This is a genomic window from Nitrincola iocasae (genome assembly GCF_008727795.1).
Classification (GTDB): domain Bacteria; phylum Pseudomonadota; class Gammaproteobacteria; order Pseudomonadales; family Balneatricaceae; genus Nitrincola; species Nitrincola iocasae.
Genome location: NZ_CP044222.1, coordinates 1,839,769 through 1,855,955, shown reverse-complemented (window position 1 = coordinate 1,855,955; position 16,187 = coordinate 1,839,769). Strand labels below are relative to the sequence as shown.

18 protein-coding genes and 4 tRNA genes are annotated in these 16,187 nt (G+C 50.2%); 5 read left to right on the top strand and 17 right to left on the bottom strand.

Features of this window, described 5'->3' with window-relative positions; translation table 11 throughout:
• Positions 1-48 precede the first annotated feature (48 nt).
• The 6 genes from clpP to F5I99_RS08545 all read right to left on the bottom strand — a co-directional run bounded on the left by clpP (position 49) and on the right by F5I99_RS08545 (position 2,755).
• A complete protein-coding gene (gene clpP, locus F5I99_RS08570; protein WP_151055025.1) occupies positions 49-684 on the bottom strand; it encodes an ATP-dependent Clp endopeptidase proteolytic subunit ClpP in 636 nt (211 codons plus the stop codon).
• 114 nt (positions 685-798) lie between these two features.
• Positions 799-2,121, bottom strand: a complete 1,323-nt coding sequence (gene tig / locus F5I99_RS08565; protein WP_151055022.1) for a trigger factor — start codon at positions 2,119-2,121, stop codon at positions 799-801.
• A 243-nt stretch (positions 2,122-2,364) separates the two neighbouring features.
• Positions 2,365-2,440: transfer RNA gene (locus F5I99_RS08560), tRNA-His, on the bottom strand.
• Positions 2,441-2,468: 28 nt separating this feature from the next.
• Positions 2,469-2,553: transfer RNA gene (locus tag F5I99_RS08555), tRNA-Leu, on the bottom strand.
• A gap of 16 nt (positions 2,554-2,569) precedes the next feature.
• Positions 2,570-2,645: transfer RNA gene (locus tag F5I99_RS08550), tRNA-His, on the bottom strand.
• A gap of 33 nt (positions 2,646-2,678) precedes the next feature.
• Positions 2,679-2,755, bottom strand: a tRNA-Arg gene (locus F5I99_RS08545).
• A gap of 227 nt (positions 2,756-2,982) precedes the next feature.
• Between F5I99_RS08545 and folD the strand changes: the two genes are divergently transcribed.
• The 5 genes from folD to F5I99_RS08520 all read left to right on the top strand — a co-directional run bounded on the left by folD (position 2,983) and on the right by F5I99_RS08520 (position 6,622).
• Entirely contained in the window at positions 2,983-3,837 is an 855-nt protein-coding gene (gene folD, locus F5I99_RS08540; RefSeq protein WP_151055019.1) for a bifunctional methylenetetrahydrofolate dehydrogenase/methenyltetrahydrofolate cyclohydrolase FolD, read from the top strand.
• Positions 3,838-4,004: 167 nt separating this feature from the next.
• On the top strand, positions 4,005-4,877 hold the full coding sequence (locus F5I99_RS08535; protein WP_225307600.1) for a MotA/TolQ/ExbB proton channel family protein: 873 nt from the start codon (positions 4,005-4,007) through the stop codon (positions 4,875-4,877).
• Entirely contained in the window at positions 4,867-5,268 is a 402-nt protein-coding gene (locus F5I99_RS08530; protein WP_191905989.1) for an ExbD/TolR family protein, read from the top strand. Before F5I99_RS08535 ends, F5I99_RS08530 begins: the two co-directional genes overlap by 11 nt.
• Before the next feature lie 2 nt (positions 5,269-5,270).
• Entirely contained in the window at positions 5,271-5,687 is a 417-nt protein-coding gene (locus tag F5I99_RS08525; protein ID WP_151055014.1) for an ExbD/TolR family protein, read from the top strand.
• Complete coding sequence (locus tag F5I99_RS08520; protein ID WP_151055012.1) at positions 5,684-6,622, top strand: energy transducer TonB; 939 nt, start codon at positions 5,684-5,686, stop codon at positions 6,620-6,622. Before F5I99_RS08525 ends, F5I99_RS08520 begins: the two co-directional genes overlap by 4 nt.
• Positions 6,623-6,690: 68 nt before the next feature.
• Here the strand turns inward: F5I99_RS08520 and F5I99_RS08515 are convergent, their stop codons facing one another.
• The 11 genes from F5I99_RS08515 to F5I99_RS08465 all read right to left on the bottom strand — a co-directional run bounded on the left by F5I99_RS08515 (position 6,691) and on the right by F5I99_RS08465 (position 16,118).
• Positions 6,691-7,782: a CobW family GTP-binding protein gene (locus tag F5I99_RS08515; RefSeq protein ID WP_151055009.1), complete on the bottom strand. Its 1,092-nt coding sequence runs from the start codon at positions 7,780-7,782 to the stop codon at positions 6,691-6,693.
• 483 nt (positions 7,783-8,265) lie between these two features.
• The gene (locus F5I99_RS08510) at positions 8,266-10,137 is read right to left on the bottom strand and encodes a flavodoxin domain-containing protein (protein ID WP_151055007.1); all 1,872 of its coding nucleotides are present in this window, start codon (positions 10,135-10,137) and stop codon (positions 8,266-8,268) included.
• Between the two features lie 2 nt (positions 10,138-10,139).
• On the bottom strand, positions 10,140-10,763 hold the full coding sequence (locus tag F5I99_RS08505) for a PepSY-associated TM helix domain-containing protein (RefSeq protein WP_191905988.1): 624 nt from the start codon (positions 10,761-10,763) through the stop codon (positions 10,140-10,142).
• 8 nt (positions 10,764-10,771) lie between these two features.
• Positions 10,772-11,539 (bottom strand): hypothetical protein, encoded by a 768-nt coding sequence (locus F5I99_RS08500; RefSeq protein WP_151055001.1) that lies wholly within the window; start codon positions 11,537-11,539, stop codon positions 10,772-10,774.
• Positions 11,536-12,414 (bottom strand): metal ABC transporter permease, encoded by an 879-nt coding sequence (locus F5I99_RS08495; RefSeq protein ID WP_151054998.1) that lies wholly within the window; start codon positions 12,412-12,414, stop codon positions 11,536-11,538. The genes F5I99_RS08500 and F5I99_RS08495 overlap by 4 nt, the downstream gene beginning before the upstream one ends.
• Positions 12,414-13,127 (bottom strand): metal ABC transporter ATP-binding protein, encoded by a 714-nt coding sequence (locus F5I99_RS08490; RefSeq protein WP_151054995.1) that lies wholly within the window; start codon positions 13,125-13,127, stop codon positions 12,414-12,416. The genes F5I99_RS08495 and F5I99_RS08490 overlap by 1 nt, the downstream gene beginning before the upstream one ends.
• Complete coding sequence (locus F5I99_RS08485) at positions 13,124-14,005, bottom strand: metal ABC transporter solute-binding protein, Zn/Mn family (protein WP_151054993.1); 882 nt, start codon at positions 14,003-14,005, stop codon at positions 13,124-13,126. Before F5I99_RS08485 ends, F5I99_RS08490 begins: the two co-directional genes overlap by 4 nt.
• 4 nt (positions 14,006-14,009) lie before the next feature.
• Complete coding sequence (locus tag F5I99_RS08480) at positions 14,010-14,477, bottom strand: hypothetical protein (protein WP_151054990.1); 468 nt, start codon at positions 14,475-14,477, stop codon at positions 14,010-14,012.
• A complete protein-coding gene (locus F5I99_RS08475; protein WP_151054987.1) occupies positions 14,477-14,782 on the bottom strand; it encodes a hypothetical protein in 306 nt (101 codons plus the stop codon). The genes F5I99_RS08480 and F5I99_RS08475 overlap by 1 nt, the downstream gene beginning before the upstream one ends.
• Before the next feature lie 14 nt (positions 14,783-14,796).
• On the bottom strand, positions 14,797-15,618 hold the full coding sequence (locus F5I99_RS08470) for a DUF4198 domain-containing protein (RefSeq protein ID WP_151054984.1): 822 nt from the start codon (positions 15,616-15,618) through the stop codon (positions 14,797-14,799).
• A complete protein-coding gene (locus tag F5I99_RS08465) occupies positions 15,615-16,118 on the bottom strand; it encodes a DUF2271 domain-containing protein (RefSeq protein WP_151054982.1) in 504 nt (167 codons plus the stop codon). The genes F5I99_RS08470 and F5I99_RS08465 overlap by 4 nt, the downstream gene beginning before the upstream one ends.
• Positions 16,119-16,187 lie beyond the last annotated feature (69 nt).

The following is a 16,187-nucleotide window of genomic DNA, read 5'->3' as shown; positions in this document are numbered from 1 at the left end:
TTACAGCACTGGCTTTAAACCAGTGCGCTTTACAACTCAGGCCGCTACTTAAGGAGTAACCACGCGTTTTTCCAGCACCTGATCTATTAAACCATAAGCCTTGGCGGTCTCTGGGTCCATAAAATTATCACGTTCCGTATCACGTGAGATGGTTTCTATGTCCTGTCCGGTATGTTGCGCCAGATGACGGTTCAGTTTTTCACGGATTTTAAGAATTTCACGGGTATGAATTTCTATATCCGTAGCCTGGCCTTGGTAACCACCCAGTGGCTGATGAATCATGACGCGGGCGTTGGGCAGTGCAAACCGCTTACCCTGGGTTCCACCGGCGAGCAGAAAAGCTCCCATACTGGCAGCCTGCCCGATACACATGGTACTGACATTCGGCTGAATAAAATTCATGGTATCGTAAATAGCCATACCGGCTGAAACCGAACCACCCGGGGAATTGATATAAAGGTGGATATCTTTTTCAGGGTTTTCAGCTTCCAGAAACAACAACTGCGCCACGATCAGGTTGGCCATATGGTCTTCAACCTGCCCCACCAGAAAAATAACACGCTCTTTCAGAAGACGGGAATAAATATCGTAGGCCCGCTCGCCTCGTGCACTCTGCTCAACAACCATTGGCACCAAGCCGCCGGCATTACTGATTTCACTGCGTCCGGTGAAAATCTCTGACATGTAATATTCTCCTGATAACCAGTGCAAAAATATAGTCTATATAAAGTGAAAAAACGACAGCCGGCAACCCGCTGTCGTTTTTCAGAGCAACTTCACACCCACTGAAAGTGGTGTTTACTCAGCTGCTTCACCACGCTGCGCTGGTTTGATAGCTTCTTCGTAACTAACCTGCTTTTCGATCACTTTAGCAGTTTCAAGCAGATGTTCAACAACCTGCTCTTCCAGAACCAGCCCTTTAATCTGGTTCAGGATTTCTTGATTACCATAATAGTAATCAATAACTTCCTGAGGATCCTGGTAGGTTTCTGCCATTTCTTCAACAGTTGCACGTACCTTCTCATCAGAAGGCTCTATCTTATTGACTTTGATGAGTTCTTGCATCAGAAGACCCACAGAAACGCGGCGCTTAGCCTGGTCTGTAAACATGTCTTTAGGCAGCATGTTCGGATCGATCTTAGCATCTGGACCGCCAAACTGCTGTACAGCCTGACGACGCAATACATCAATTTCACGATCAATCAACGCAGCAGGAATATCAATCTGATTCAGTTCAGTCAGTTGAGAAAAAACCTGATCTTTCAGCTTGGTCTTAAGGGCATGCTTCAGTTCGCGTGCCATATTTTTCTTCACTTCACTGCGGAAACCGTCAACGCTCGTTTCTTCAATACCGAAACGGGCAAAGAACTCTTCATTCAGCTCAGGCAACTTCTGTGCAGAAACACTATTTACCTTCACTTTGAAGACAGTGGCTTTACCTTTCAGGTTCTCAGCGTGGTAATCTTCCGGGAACGTGACGTTCAGCTCAGTTTCATCACCGCTGGAAACACCCACCAGGCCGGTTTCAAAACCTGGAATCATGCTGCCAGAGCCCAGCACAAGATCCATGGCTTCAGCTTTACCACCGTCGAATGCTTCACCATCGATAAAGCCTTCAAAATCGATATTCAGGCGATCACCTTCAACTGCAGCGCGCTCAACGGCTTCCCAGTCGCCCTGCTGCTTACGCAGCGTGTTGATCATCTCATCCAGATCGGCGTCAGTGATATCAGCTGACAGCTTCTCAATTTCAGCGCCAGAGAAATCAGCCAGTGCGATTTCTGGATACACCTCAAAGGTTGCAACATATTCCAGATCTTCACCTTCTACGTCTTTGTTGAACTGAATATTAGGCGTGCCAGCAGGCATTAGCTTTTCTTGATCAACGGCCTGATAGAAAGTTTCCTGAACAACCTGGCTGAGGACGTCGGAACGAATAGATTTACCAAACATACGCTTGATAACAGAGGTCGGTACTTTGCCCGGACGAAAGCCATCCAGACGACGGCTACGCGCCTGCTGCTGAACCTGCTTATTAACATCCTGATCAATACGTGCAGCCGGAACAGTGATAGTAACCTGACGCTCAAGGCCGGAAGTCGTTTCAACAGAAACTTGCATGGAATTCCTCACAAAAATACATTGCCGCAAAAAAGATGGTCTGCCTGTAAAATCCAATCGCCAACATACATAATTGCTGGCAAGAAGGCCGTACGTCAAACCCGAATTCTAAAGCGCGAAATTTTCCGCGAACTCCGACAGATAGTCAAGTAAATACGGCAATTTGGCAAATAAGAGTCGGTATTATAACAAAACAGACGACAGGGAAATAGAAGGAGAATAGTAGCGAAAACTAACAAGATATGGGGTGGACGATGGGGCTTGAACCCACGACCGCCGGAATCACAATCCGGAGCTCTGCCAACTGAGCTACGCCCACCATAACATTGCTTGTTTGACTTTTAAAATGGTGCGGACGGAGAGACTCGAACTCTCACACCTTACGGCACCAGAACCTAAATCTGGCGTGTCTACCAATTCCACCACGTCCGCTAACTGCAAGAGAGATTGGGGTGGACGATGGGGCTTGAACCCACGACCGCCGGAATCACAATCCGGAGCTCTGCCAACTGAGCTACGCCCACCATAATATCTCTTTTTTTGCTCGGTCAGGTTACTGGCGCGCCCGGCAGGACTCGAACCTGCAACCTACGGCTTAGAAGGCCGTTGCTCTATCCGATTGAGCTACGGGCGCATTTTAAGCCTGACCACTTCTGCCCAAGGCGAGTAACCCGTTTCAGAAGAGGTGCGTATCCTAAGTTAGAGATTAGAATGCGTCAAGACTAAATTTAAATTTAGCGTAAAAAGCGTTATTAGTCAGTGTGTCGTTTACACATAAGTAGAGTTCGTATTTATGCCGTGCTGCTTTTATGAGAAACTATCCGCTATTTTATGATTCAACTCTGGGGCCCTTTTCCGACAATGAGCGCGCAAATTATCGATGGTAAACAAATTGCACAACAAGTACGTCACCAGGTCAAAGCGGATATAGACAAACGCAATGCCGAAGGCAAACGTCCGCCCTGCCTTGCTGTGGTACTGGTAGGAGCAGACCCCGCCTCACACATCTACGTCAAGCATAAAAAACAGGCCTGTAAAGATGTAGGCATTGAGTCAACGGCCTACGAATTATCCTCAGACATCACCCAACAAGCACTGATAGAGCTGATTGACACGCTAAACGCAGACCCTGGTACCGATGGTATTCTGGTACAACTCCCCCTACCTGAACAGCTCGACACTACCGCCATCATTGAACGTATTCGCCCGGATAAAGACGTTGATGGCTTTCATGCTTTCAACCTGGGCCGGTTGGCACAGCGCATCCCGGCACTACGCCCCTGCACACCCAAGGGTATTATGACGTTACTGAAGTCTACTGGTGTTGACCTGTACGGACAGGAAGCCGTTATTGTAGGCGCGTCTAACATTGTCGGACGCCCTATGACGCTTGAACTACTGCTGGCAGGTTGTACCACAACTACTACACACCGCTTTACCCGCGATTTGGAAGCCCACGTAAGACGTGCCGATATAGTCGTCGTCGGTGTTGGTAAACCAGGCATAGTCAAGGGTGACTGGATTAAGCCGGGTGCAATCGTTATTGATGTGGGTATCAACAGACTGGAAGATGGCAGTGTTGTCGGCGATATTGAGTATACGCCAGCTGCTGAACGCGCCGCATGGATCACCCCCGTTCCCGGTGGCGTTGGCCCCATGACTGTGGCAAGTCTGATGGAAAATACACTGGAAGCTGCCGCTCAACTTAACCCTTAATTTCCTTTCATATTCTCATGGCCGATAGCCTCCTTTAGATCTATCGGCCCTAACTCATCCCCGTTCACATTTCCTATTATGCATAAATACCCTTACTCTGGGTTTGAAAATTGTAATGGTAACGTTTATCATTCGTATGACACTAATGACCAAGATTGCGAGTGACTATGGAAACCACAGAATTACCACTGGAAACATCTGAGACTCTGGCAACCCCGGACATGGATCCTTTGACAACGCAAATCCTCGATCCCCTGACAACGCCGGATCTATTGAGTGCTCCAGAGTTGCTGGATAGCACTCTGCTCCCCTCTGTGGCTGAACCCGCACCCAGTCAGTTGGATACACTCGTCAATCTTCTAGATGTAGGCGGACCCGTTGTCTGGATACTCTGTGTTTTCTCTGTATTCGCACTGACACTGATATTATTGAAATTCTGGCAACTGTCAGTCACTGGCGCAGGTGGCAAGCGAAAAACACTCAATGCACTAACGAGCTGGAACCAGGGGAAACAATCCTTAGCTATTGAGCAGTTGAATTCCAGCCGCCAGGCACTTCCTCGCCTGATCGGTACAGCCATGCGCGGGGTACATCAAAAAGGTGATACACCACAGCTACGCGAAGAACTTAGTCGATTAGCTTCTATAGAGATGGAAAACCTGCGTTCATTTCTGCGCCCGCTCGAAGTCATTGCCAACCTAAGCCCACTGCTAGGTCTTCTGGGAACAGTATTGGGTATGATCGTAGCGTTTCAGCAAATGGAACTAGCAGGCAACCAGGTCGATCCCAGCGTACTATCTGGCGGTATCTGGCAAGCACTGCTGACCACGGCTGCTGGCCTTATCGTAGCCATTCCCGTGTTTCTGGCTCACAGCACATTAGAGCGCAAAACAGAACGTATTGCACATGATATGGAAATTCTGATTACCAGTGTGTTCACTCGCAACTGCTTAGATCCGTACATTCCCGGCGCGACTCAACAGTCACAGAAATCCGGCGAAGACTGGAAAACTGCAGATGGAGCCATTAATGCAGCTTAATCTTCAATCGGGGAAACGGCGCAAACCCTTAAGCCTGACCCCCTTGATCGATGTGGTTTTCATTCTGCTGCTGTTTTTTATGCTGACATCCAGTTTTATTAAATGGCACAACATGGAACTGGCTGTTTCAGCCCCGTCCCAGTCCAGCAGCCGCAGCAATGATACGCCGCCCCTACTGATCAAATTGAATGCGGAAGGAGAGCTGAGTGCACTGCAACAGACATTTACTGCAGATGAAGATGCATCACTCAAACTGCTTCTGGCTGATCACACCGATGCCGCTGTCATTCTGTTCACTGCCGATGAGGCCGACGTGCAACAGATAGTTTCAACCCTTGACCGTCTCAAGCGCCTGGGTGCCGAGGGCGTCTCACTGAATACGGACCGTTAGTGATGAAACTGTTCCCTGCAAAGCCGTCTAGTAGCGGTAATGAAGATAATGTCATTCCGCTGATTAACATTGTGTTTCTGATGCTGATTTTTTTTATGCTTGCCGGTCAGATTACGGCAACGGATGCTCTTCAGGTCATGCCTCCCAGTTCAGAAGTGCAGGCCCCCACCGTAACGCTCGAATATGAATTGCTGATGGATGCGGATGGCGCCCTTGCGCTCAATAATCAGTTGATTACCCCCGAAGCGCTCAGAGAGGAACTTAGCTCTCTTGCTGAGGAAAGCGCTCAGGTTCAGTTAGCCCTGAAAATTGATGCACAGGCTACCGCCTCGCGTCTTAAACCCTTACTGCAATTGCTGACTGAAACCGGCATGAAACAGATTACCCTCTATACCCGCCAGACAAGCACAGCCTCATGACTTTGACAAAACGCCACGGCATTATCGCGTTTATAATTGCGCTACTCCTGCATTTGAGCCTGGTATTGGCCTGGATACTCAACCGCGAGCCTCCTGCTGACAACGCCATACAGCCTGGGTTGGCTGGTGTGAGTGTCAGCCTTGCCGCTGCCGGTGACCTTATGGATGCCGCCGAATCCGAAGCTGCATCAGCGGCCACCACTGATGAGTTTGAAGAGCCGTTGGAAACCCCAGATCCCCAAGCTGACACACCGGTTGAACCCGAGCCCGATCCTATTCCGGAACCTGAACCCATTCCTGAACCCGAGCCAGAACCTATACCGGAGCCAGAACCCATTCCAGAACCTGAGCCGGAACCCATTCCTGAACCAGAACCTGAGACTATTCCCGAGCCTGAGCCAGAACCAGTTCCTGAGCCAGAACCAGTTCCTGAGCCAAAGCCAGAACCTGTGCCACAGCCCAGACCTCAACCGGCACCACAACCCAACCCGGTACAGGCCGATAGAGTTGCAGAGGTTGCATCGGACCAGTCAGGTGATAGTGACAACGAGGCTGACGAAAACACCAGCCAGGCGAGCACAGCCGGTGCGCATACACAAGGTAGTGATGAAGTCATCGATACCGGTGGCGATCCGGCCGCAGAAGCAAATTATTTTATCCAACTAAGTCATTACCTTGGACAGCATAAACGCTACCCCATGATGGCACGGCGTCAACGTCGGGAAGGTGTTGCAGAAGTTGAATTTACGCTGAATCGCAGCGGAGAGATACTGAATGCGCGTATAGTTAATAGCAGCGGCCATAACTTACTGGATCGTGAAGTTCTGGAGATGTTGGAACGGGCAGCCCCTTTACCAGCCTTTCCATCCAGCATCAGTGCTAATCAACTGGTAATCACCTTACCCGTTAGCTTCAGTTTAAGTGATCGCCGATAATCGGGGGGGGGGGGGGGGCAGATGCATTCATCTGGCCCTTTCACCTTTCAGATATATAGTTAAAAACCTCAGCCCTCAATACCCGTCAAGGCCTTCAAAGCCCCTTCCACTGTCTCACGCCCTATATCCCGGGTAATAAACACCAACCGGGAACGACGATCCTCAGTTGGCCAGGCTGGAAGCGGCACGGGTGGATGAAAAATATGTTGTACGCCATGAATAACCAGCGGCCTGTCCTGATCCTTAATATTCAGTATGCCTTTAACCCGCAGGATGTTTTCACCCATAAAGCTCATCAGCACTTCTAACCAGGTGGTTAACTGCTGTTCGGTTAACGGCGTCTCAATAGCAAAGCAGAAAGCGCGAATATGATCATCATGGCGATTCACATCATGATGATGGTCATGGTCATGGCCGTGATGGTGTTCGTGGCCACAGTGGGAAGGTGTTTTATCAACGTGAGGTGTATCAGCAAACGCCTCTTCACGCAGCCAACGCTCGACATCAGCTGTTTTTCCAGAGGATGAGAAAAGTCCCAGATCCAGTAATTTTTCAGCACTCGCCTCCCCCTGACTCACCGACCACTGAGGTGCAGCGGGATTGATTTTACGCAGACGTTGTTGCAGTAACTGATAGTCCTGATCCGTAACCAGGTCCTGCTTTGACAGCAGCAACACATCAGCCACAGCCGCTTGCTTAATGGCTTCGGGGTGCTGATCGAGTGTATGTTGCCCGGCGCAGGCGTCCACTAAGGTCACCACACCATCCAAGCGGTACCGCGACGCAATTTGCGGGTGGGTCATCAAGGTATGCAGAATAGGTGCTGGATCTGCCAATCCGGTAGTTTCAATTAACACACGACTGAAATGACGCTCTCCCCCACGCGAAAAACGCCAGGTAATATCTCGAAGTGTCTTCACCAGATCACCACGAATGGTACAGCAGAGACAGCCGTTACCCATTTCCATGATTACATTCTCAGTGGAATGTGCTACCAGCATATGATCGAGCGACATCTCACCAAACTCGTTAATGATGATCAACGCATCGGAAAACTCAGGCTGCTGTACTAGTTGGTTCAGTAAGGTGGTTTTTCCACTGCCGAGAAAACCGGTCAGCAGGGTTACAGGTATAAGTGTTTTTTTGGGGCTGGCAGTCATAAGATGTCTCGGTTAAAAAGCGTGTCGGTTCATCAGAACATCAGGGAATATGGCGAATGTTACACTATAACAAACAACCTTTCACCTAACATGATGTGCCTAGGGTCGAGGGCTAATGGGCTAATGGGCTAATGGGCTAATGGGATCGGATCTGGCTGACACGCCGTGAACCCATCCCTGGGGGCTCCAGTGCGCCGTCCCTGGCGCACAGGGTCAGCCAGCTCCGATCCCATCAGCCCTCACCAACTTGGGTGCCAGCATAAAGTCGGCTTAAAACTGGCACAGGGTTTCAGCGGGGGTGGTGGTATCGCTTTGGTGGGACCGCCTGCCGCCAGGGAAGGCGGCAGCCGAGCGGTCAGGATGACGAAAAGCGTGTCCCACCAAAGCGATACCACCACCCCAGCAAGGTACAAGCCCAGCCCAACGCATCACACCAAAGCAATACCACTACCCTGTGTGGCACCAACATTTCTCAGTCTTGCATCAATACAAATCTGTATGCAACCGCCCCGCCAGCTCCTCATCCGGAAAAATCTCCTCTAACACCCGCAAAACCGACTCGCCAAAACCTGACTGACTGCCACAAACAAACACATGTGCGCCTTTCTGCACCACCCATTCATGCAATGCCAGATGATGCAGACGCAACCTGTCCTGTACATACTCCCCTGCTTCGCGTGACCAGGCGCAATCAAGGCGTGTCAGTATTCGTGCTTCCTGGAAGCGGGTCAGTTCATCGGCAAAATAGGCATCCTGCTGGGAGAACTGCTCGCCAAAAAACAGCCAATTGCCCGTTTTGGATTGCCATTGCTGCTTTTGAGCCAGAAAACCGATAAACGGAGCAATCCCGGTGCCGGCACCAATCAAAATCAAAGGTACATCGCCGGGTAAACGAAACCCGGGATGTGCCCGAACACTGGCTTCTACCTGGTCCCCTGTTGCCAAGCTACAGAGATAGCCAGATGCATTGCCAACACTGGCGTCAGCCCTGATATGCTGGCGCACCAGCAGGTCTACTTGTCCCTGCTCACAGGAGGCTATGGAATAGAGGCGTTCATGGATCGGCTTGAGTTGATCGATCAACTGCTGCGGGTCTTCAGCCACCTGGTCGGTCCAGTCGAGTCGTTGTAAAAGATCCAGCAATAACACTGGTTCTCCCTGATAGATCACCTGTGTATCTGCGGCCCAGCCTTGTTTCGATAGGCGTGATAGCAATGTCGCTTGTTGTATGCGTGGTTTTACTGCCAATACATCACCTGGCTGATACGCCAGACCCTGTTTAGCCAAGCGCAGATGGTGTACGTGACGGTATGACTGCGCCGGATTCAAGCAGTGATTCTGCAGCACATCAAACTGTTCATAATCTATCTCTATGGACTGGGACTCCTGACCCAGATAGACAGATATGCTTTCCCACCAGCTATTTACTGCCGTCAGGTCCATTTGATCCACTGCAACCAAGGGGGCAATGCAGCGCATCCCTTTTTCCGTCAGAAGTTGCTCTAGCCGGTAGCCGAATGCGCAAAAATCAGCATAGTGCCGATCCCCCAAAGCCAGCACACTGAAATCGGCTAGCCGAGTGTGAGGTGACAGCGACTGCATTGAATGCATAAAGGAAATCGCTGAATCCGGCGCTTCACCCTTGCCACAGGTGCTGACCACAAAGCCTATCGCATCATATTGACTCAGACACTGAGGCGTCAGTTTTGACAAGCAGCGCAGGTCGGCCTGACTGCATATAGATTGATGCAATTGAGTTGCCAGTTGCTTGGCACTGCCGGTCTGGCTGGCATAGGCAATCAGGAATGGCTTGCTGGCCGAATCATGTAACTGCAGATAAGGCCGAGCCCAAAGACTGAGCAACAGCACGAGTGATAATTTAGTGACATCCATCACCGGTGTTGTGGTACCTGAGCCCAGCAGAAAAAACAGCTGGGTGGTCTGCATGACGATCAGAAACACCACCATCAGCAGTATATGGCGCCAATAGCGGCGATAATCAGCCATACACAGCAACAGTAAGACCAGCGACAAAAACACCACGCCCAGGCGGAACAGTTGCTGCAGGATGTTCAATACCCGCATTTCCGTGACGGTGAACAGATGGGTAATGTGCCCCTCAAGTCCGACGATAGACAGGGTGTGCAAGTGCCCCAACCAATGCCTACCCAGGACACCGAAGGTTTCTATCTGTAGTGTGGGGTTTACCTCAAGATTCAGCCGCCCTTCCAATCTGAGTTGCAATAGCACACCCAGCAGCAGTACTGCGACTCCTAATACCAGCCAAAGTAGGCGTGCCAGATGGCTGGCTAGCCAGAAGGCTGTTTTTTGCATCAGCGCGGCAGTCATCGTCATCGTTAATGCATTAAATAAATGATAGTCATGAATACACCACTACCCAGCGTCACCCAGGTCACAGAGGCAACACGCTGAAGTTTGTTTACAAACAACAGCCAGAGCCCCGTCAGGCAGAAAATCAGCATAAGAATCGCAGAAATATCCGAAAACAAACGCCAGCTTTCGCTGACACTTTTTACTCGATGCAGATTGTTGAGCATATGCATCACAGGCAAGGACAGTGTGAAAACATCCACCAGGCCTTCTTCCGGAAATACCTCAATCGTTTGGCTGGCGTTTGGACCTTCCAAAACGATCATCAACAGATCATCTGACTCTTCCCATTCGATCTCTATTTTGACGCCTCGAATAGCGTGCGACTCATCCAACCAGCCAAGAATGCTGAGGCTATAGAGTGTTTTGTTAGCCTGCCAGTCCTGCGCGGCGATGGCGGCAGGTATTTCAAGTTCGAGCTGCTTGGTACGCGTTTCACCCAGCGGCAAGTCTGGATGATTCAGAAAAAAACCGGTAATGGCAAAAAACAGCATCGACAATAATACCGGTGCCGCACTGTATATATGCAGCCAGCGTACCCAGCGATTGACCTTGGGTAAGGTCGTTGAAACAGAAGTTGAAGCAGACATCCTCATCTCTAGTCAGCCTGAAGCCCTGTTTCCAGCGTGATCAGCCAATCCTTGATAGAATCAGCACCCACACGATGCAGTGGATCAATCAGCCATTCAGGATGCTGATCTTCGCCTGCAGCCATACTCAAACGCAGGTTATTGCCAGTCTCACTGATAGGCATACCCAGAGACTGGGCCAAGGGCATCAATCGTTCATCAGCCAGGCTGAGAGTCTCAAACTCACGCGCTAGCAGGTAGCCGTCAATGCGTATCTGGGTGCGCTGAATAGCGCGCTGAAGGTCAAAACGGTTACGCTCAATAGTACCTGACTCTTCCGGCCAGACACGCGCCAGATCCTTGGCTGCCACATTAATCATTTGGGTCAGGTTATTTAAATCCAACCAGAAATATTCACTCTCCCCCGCATCCGGATGCATCAACACGCGCGCACCCCCTGGAGCCAGCTCGGTTGCCAGATCAATGGGTACGACCTGAATAGAGACAGAGCGCATTAAGGGGTAAAGCTGCAACGACGGCCATACCGACTCAATCGTCAGTACCACATCGGCTGATTCCAGTTCGCTAGCATCGACCTGGCGAAGCCAGCCAGGAATGCGGTTAATCGGTAAACGCGCGGGAGCCAGAAACTCTGTATCTATGCCGGTTTCCTGCAACAGTTCAGCAGCAATCAAGTGTGCAACCGGTGCAACACTGACCACCCGACCTTCGGCTGCTTGCACAGAAAAAGGTATCAGCAAGGTTATCAGCGTGATCAGTGACCAGAAAGATTTCATTGTATACTTCTCCATCGACGTATTCCCAAAGCAATAATAAAACAGGCAGAGGCAATCATCACGATTGCGGCACCGGAAGGAATCGGCAAGGTGCCTGCCATGGGTAACAAAATACCCAGCAGGCAACTGAAGGTTGAAAACACGACTGAATACCAGAAAAACTCTCGGCCATTACGGCTGATCAGGCGTGCAGCCGTTGCCGGTATGAGTAACAGCGCTCCTACCAATATCGCGCCGACAACTTTGACCGAGGCGACGGTAACTAAGGCAATCAGTAATACAAAGGCATAATCATAGAGGCGGACAGGCACACCACGGGTACGCGCCAGATCAGGTGACAAACTGGCGAGCAACGCCCGGTTACCTGAATACAACAGCAAACCGATAGAAAACGCCGCGATGACCAACAGTACCAGTATATCCATATCCCGTACCGTCAGGATGGAGCCGAACAACACATTTTCGAGAATATGTACGTTCACACGCTTGGCTACATAAAGCAGTAAAGCGGCACCGAGTGCGATGGCAAACGACAGAAACACCCCCACCAAGGCATCATAAGGGATTTGTGTTCGGCTTTTAATCCAATGCAGCAGCAAGGCAAACAGGGTGCAAAAACAAAACAGTGCCACCAGTGGTTGAGTAACTGGCTCGCCCAGCAAAATGCCGATAGCGACACCTGTCAGCGCACCATGCCCTACCGCTTCAGAAAAAAACGCCAGGCGTTTAACCACCACCAGCGGTCCTAGAGCTCCCAGCAACGGGCCCATGATACAGGCCGCCACCAAGGCATTGGTCAGAAAGCTATACTGGAACATTTCCGGCAGATAGCCGGATTCATACAGGGTAAAAGTCAATTGACGAAGTGCTTCCATTAGGCAAACACCTCTTCAATGTCAGCCGACTCAACGGCCTGAAGTCGGCTGGGCTGACACAGCAACTCATGATGCTTAAGACCGTCTTCAATGACCCATAGCTCATCAGCATGACGTTTGATCCAGTCCATATCATGATGCACCACGAAAAGCGTTGCGCCCTGATCACGCAACCTGATCATTTCAGCAGTCATCAGCGATTGACCTGACTGGTCCAGGCCGGTCATAGGTTCATCGATACACCATAGATGACTGTCTCGCTCCAAGGCCTGCGCAAACAAAAGCCGCTGACGCTCACCACCCGAGAGCTGCCCGAGACGTAAATGCTGCTTGTTTTCCAGACCGACCCGCTGCAATAACCGACTAATACGTTGCTGTTCAGCGACTTTACGCTTGAAAAACATCGGCCAGCGCGTCACTGATGTCAACATAAACTCTTCAATTGTTACCGGTAATGAGGGTTCAAAGGCCGTTTGCTGGGGCACATAGGCAATGTTTCCGGGACGACCTGGCCAATGTCGCCGAATCTGCCCTGAATGTGGCATCAACCCCAACAGACACTTGATCAGTGACGACTTGCCAGCTCCATTGGGTCCGGTTATTGCATGCATCCGACCGGGTTTGAAATGTGCACTGAGTGGCTCAAGCAGTATCACCCGATTGAGTTGCAGCGACAGGTTGATCAGTTCAACAGCGGGTCCTTTGATTTTCATGGCGCGGACACAGCTATTTTCAGAGCCTTAGCCAGCGTGGACAGGTTATGCTCCATCTCTCTGGATACCATGTCCACATCATAGTCGCCATAGGTCATGTGCGAGAAATGGTAAATACCGATACCGGTCACCTCTTCAATCACGGTTACATAACGGTTTTCCATATCCAGCTCGGTGAAGAGCACGCGGATATTGGCCGTACGAATCCGGTCAATGGTATCCTGTAACTGGGTGGCATTGGGCTCGACACCATGCGCTGGCTCAATCACGGTATCAATACCGATACCAAATTCCTGCAACAGGTATCCATACGCATTGTGGGTGCTGGCGATACGCACCCCGGTCAGATCCAGTTCCAGAATTTCACTTAGATAGCGGTTTTTCATTGCCCTTAATTCGCGCGCATAGCTCAGCGCATTCGCCTGAAAGTAATCAGCATTGTCCGGATCCAGATTCCCAAGTTCACGGGCAATGGTGTAAATCTGGCGTATGGCGGCATCAATGGAAACAAAGGTGTGAGGGTTGTAACTGTTACTTCCCCCACCGGAAGACAGCAAGGGCAAATCCTTGTTGGCTTGAATCACTGTCAGCCTGGGTAACTCCAAACCTTCCAAGGCATGCATAACAAACTCATCATGCCCTATACCGTTAACCACCAACGCATCCATACGTAATAGCCTAGTCAGGTCAGCGGGTTGCAATTCATAACTGTGCGGATTAAAACCACCGGCGATAAGCGGCATCACCTCAGCTCGGTCACCCGCCACTTTACTGACATAACTGTAATAAGGATGCAGAGTGACTCCCACCACTAATTTTTCAGCAGACGCCAGCGTAGAAATAAACAGCAAAACACACAACAAAAGGGATTTTTTCATAAGATCAATTTTCCATTAACGTCCAATGCTCATCCGGAGTACAACTTGATAGCAGCCCTGCCTCTCCAGGATGATAGAAAATCACACCGTCCGAAATACGTAACAAAAAGTCACCATCATGCTGTCGGGAGATCCATTGGTAACAGTCATCGCCAGGCTGATGCCAGTCCTGGCTAGCAGATGATGCAAACAGGTCGAGACCAAGTTGCTCCAGACTTTCCGGAGCAGGCCAGGGTTTTTCAGCCAGAAACAGTATTTCCTCTCTGGCGATAGATAAGGCCATTAGCTGTTGAGACTGTACCGGGTTTAGAGACACATGAGTCCGCTCTGGTACGACTTCCTGGCGCAACCAAATCCCCAGCGCCCCAAGTAGTAACATCGCCGATATCAACAGCCAGACCCACAGGGACTCACGCTTTCCATCGTCCGGCAACACCGTTTCTATAACTGAAGCAACGGACACATCAGACATTACTGCAGTTCCACATAATCAAATTCGGCTGGGTCTTCATGCCCAGCATCAAACTGAATAAAAAACTCCCCTTCCGGCAAGTCAAAATAGACACTGGAGTGCTCATCGGACGTGACCCTGTCGAGCTCTTGTTCATCATAGTCATAGATAACAACATCGCTTCCTGTGGCAAAACTTCCATCGCTGTAACCAATATCACAGCGTATCCCTTCACCTTCACGGACGCAGTCCATATAAGGATAGTGCGCCCATGCCGACTGTGAACTCAGCAGAAGCAGTCCCAAACTCAAGGCTAACTTGTTCATTCGATCTCCCTGTATCATTCCGGAATCGCTTCAAATGAAAACAGGAAGTTCACCCCCACTTCATCGGCAAGGACACCATCACCGTCAAAACGCACATTGGCAGATAACAGGTGTGGACCCGCCATTTCGGGAGCAAAGCTAACTCGCCCTTCGGCATCGGTGACAAGATCAATTTGCTGACGTGAAGAACGATAAGCGGTACCGTGAGGCACGACTTCAACCGGTGCGTCGACTAAAGGTTCACCATTAAAGGTAAAACGGAAAGTGGCTGATTCTCCCACAACAATATCACTTGGGTGGGTGATCGCATCCATTTCAAACCCCTGGCCAGTAACGGCAAGCACTTCCTGGGTTGGGGCTTTCTGAGACACGTAGAACACACTAACGTTTTGCATTGCCATGGTGACTACATCACGCGCATCATCAGGTAACTGAGCAGCCGCTTGCTGTTTATTGGCCATAATGCGGCGTTGCGTATCACGACCCCCTACGACGTAACGAGTCATGTAACGTTCAGGTGTACGCAGCTCAACCTTGTAGGTCCCTAGATCGTTTAACTGCAGATCAAAAACGCTACGACGCTGTCCCTTGTAATAAGAACCCATGCGCTGGCGCTCGCCACTCGGAAGATAGATGGTCACATTATTCAAACTGACCGGCTTATCAAAGCTGAAAACACCATGTGACGCGGTAGCATCAACAGTGATCCAATGCCCTTCATCAGTTGAGAGGTTAAATTCGCTCGGTAGCATCCATAGCGGATGCGCTACAGCACCGGCACTTGCCAAAGCCAATGTAATTGCGGCCGCTCCGGCCATCTTTTTTACCGCTTTCATTGCGTAACTCCTGTGGTGATCTGAATAGTTCCTAACTCTTCACTGGCTTCAATAGTGTAATTTTTTTGCCCCTGACCCAGCTCTATCTCTGTATGCACCCAACTGCGACTACCATGTTCACGAGCCGCTTCCAAATGAACGCTGTAACGTCCTGCGGGAACGGCATTCCCTTCGGCATTCTTGCCATCCCAGGTCAGCTCGTAGGTACCAGGGCGTCTGGTTGCACCGGAAACCGCATCGATGTCACTACCGCCATAGCGACCGCTTTTACGCCACCAGCGGCGCATATCCTTTAACCAATCCGGTTCTTTACTCCAAAGCGCCAGGTTTTTAATCGCTTCACCCTGGTCATTTTCAATCCAAACAGCCACGTAAGGACGGTAGTACATCGGCCCTTCAACTGCCGGTAGCGTAACTTCAATTGTTACGTTTTCTTCGGCTATTACCGGAAGGCTGCAACTTAATAAAAAGCCAAGGCCAAACAACCAGCGTTTATTCATATGCGAAGCATCTCCTGAGAACTCAATTCAGCTGAATACATATCGATTAATAATCAACAATTTAATGTT

Excerpts from the sequence above, each read along its gene's own strand:
- clpP (WP_151055025.1), bottom strand. The coding sequence starts at position 684 with ATGTCAGAGATTTTCACCGGACGCAGTGAAATCAGTAATGCCGGCGGC.
- tig (WP_151055022.1), bottom strand. The coding sequence starts at position 2,121 with ATGCAAGTTTCTGTTGAAACGACTTCCGGCCTTGAGCGTCAGGTTACT.
- folD (WP_151055019.1), top strand. The coding sequence starts at position 2,983 with ATGAGCGCGCAAATTATCGATGGTAAACAAATTGCACAACAAGTACGT.
- F5I99_RS08535 (WP_225307600.1), top strand. The coding sequence starts at position 4,005 with ATGGAAACCACAGAATTACCACTGGAAACATCTGAGACTCTGGCAACC.
- F5I99_RS08530 (WP_191905989.1), top strand. The coding sequence starts at position 4,867 with ATGCAGCTTAATCTTCAATCGGGGAAACGGCGCAAACCCTTAAGCCTG.
- F5I99_RS08525 (WP_151055014.1), top strand. The coding sequence starts at position 5,271 with ATGAAACTGTTCCCTGCAAAGCCGTCTAGTAGCGGTAATGAAGATAAT.
- F5I99_RS08520 (WP_151055012.1), top strand. The coding sequence starts at position 5,684 with ATGACTTTGACAAAACGCCACGGCATTATCGCGTTTATAATTGCGCTA.
- F5I99_RS08515 (WP_151055009.1), bottom strand. The coding sequence starts at position 7,782 with ATGACTGCCAGCCCCAAAAAAACACTTATACCTGTAACCCTGCTGACC.
- F5I99_RS08510 (WP_151055007.1), bottom strand. The coding sequence starts at position 10,137 with ATGACGATGACTGCCGCGCTGATGCAAAAAACAGCCTTCTGGCTAGCC.
- F5I99_RS08505 (WP_191905988.1), bottom strand. The coding sequence starts at position 10,763 with ATGTCTGCTTCAACTTCTGTTTCAACGACCTTACCCAAGGTCAATCGC.
- F5I99_RS08500 (WP_151055001.1), bottom strand. The coding sequence starts at position 11,539 with ATGAAATCTTTCTGGTCACTGATCACGCTGATAACCTTGCTGATACCT.
- F5I99_RS08495 (WP_151054998.1), bottom strand. The coding sequence starts at position 12,414 with ATGGAAGCACTTCGTCAATTGACTTTTACCCTGTATGAATCCGGCTAT.
- F5I99_RS08490 (WP_151054995.1), bottom strand. The coding sequence starts at position 13,127 with ATGAAAATCAAAGGACCCGCTGTTGAACTGATCAACCTGTCGCTGCAA.
- F5I99_RS08485 (WP_151054993.1), bottom strand. The coding sequence starts at position 14,005 with ATGAAAAAATCCCTTTTGTTGTGTGTTTTGCTGTTTATTTCTACGCTG.
- F5I99_RS08480 (WP_151054990.1), bottom strand. The coding sequence starts at position 14,477 with ATGTCTGATGTGTCCGTTGCTTCAGTTATAGAAACGGTGTTGCCGGAC.
- F5I99_RS08475 (WP_151054987.1), bottom strand. The coding sequence starts at position 14,782 with ATGAACAAGTTAGCCTTGAGTTTGGGACTGCTTCTGCTGAGTTCACAG.
- F5I99_RS08470 (WP_151054984.1), bottom strand. The coding sequence starts at position 15,618 with ATGAAAGCGGTAAAAAAGATGGCCGGAGCGGCCGCAATTACATTGGCT.
- F5I99_RS08465 (WP_151054982.1), bottom strand. The coding sequence starts at position 16,118 with ATGAATAAACGCTGGTTGTTTGGCCTTGGCTTTTTATTAAGTTGCAGC.